This window comes from Halorubrum tibetense (assembly GCF_042661865.1).
Lineage (GTDB): Archaea > Halobacteriota > Halobacteria > Halobacteriales > Haloferacaceae > Halorubrum > Halorubrum tibetense.
The window spans coordinates 1-705 of record NZ_JBHSWW010000586.1 but is presented as its reverse complement, the minus strand read 5'-3'; the positions used below and the strand labels follow the sequence as shown (position 1 = coordinate 705).

Sequence of the window (705 nt, the reverse complement as noted above, 5' to 3'; positions counted from 1 at the left end):
TCGCGCTCGGCGAACCAGCGAGTCCAGACGCCGTCGACGCTGCCGGCGTCGGTGAGACGGCGGACGGCCCCGGGACGGCGGCCCGGGGACTCCTCGTCGGCACGCCCGAAGCGATCGAAACCGTGGGATCCCGGGTTTCGGACGTTTCGAACGGCCTCGACCACGTATTCGACGAGATATCGACTGCTTTGAGGTAAGAGAAAGTTTATGCCCTCGTGTGGACAACTGTTCAACCGGACGCCGGAAGGGCACGCGGGTAGGGGTACTCTGTGCCACTCCGGCCCATACCGTATCACTTCTCGCCAGCGGCGGCTCTGTGGACCGTTGGAACCGCTCGGATCGACCAGTGCACTCGGAGCGACTACATCGTCCGTATCGACCGAGCCGTCCGTATCGACCGAGCCGCCCGTATCGGCCGAGCCGTCCGTATCGACCGAGCCGTCCGTATCAGCCACATCGACCGGGGTAACAACATCGGATCGGAGGGTGTCGACGTGAACTTCACCGAGTTCGAACCGCTGTACGAGACGATACTGACGGACTTCGGCTTCGACCGCGCCGCCGACGAGCGGGTACGCGACGTCGCGGCCGACCTGTCCACCCCGTTCCCGCTCTCCCGACTGTCTCACTGGGAGGGAGCGACGGTCGCCGTCGCGGGTGCCGCGCCGTGTCTCGACGACGACGCGGACCGCTCGCTCGCCCGGG

The 705-nt window shown here is 66.5% G+C and carries 2 pseudogenes; both read left to right on the top strand.

The features are described 5' to 3' along the window. Window positions 1-197 (top strand): annotated as a pseudogene (locus tag ACFQEU_RS17130) (dihydropteroate synthase); the annotation flags it as partial. Between the two features lie 297 nt (window positions 198-494). Next, a pseudogene (locus ACFQEU_RS17125) lies at window positions 495-705 on the top strand (6-hydroxymethylpterin diphosphokinase MptE-like protein); the annotation flags it as partial.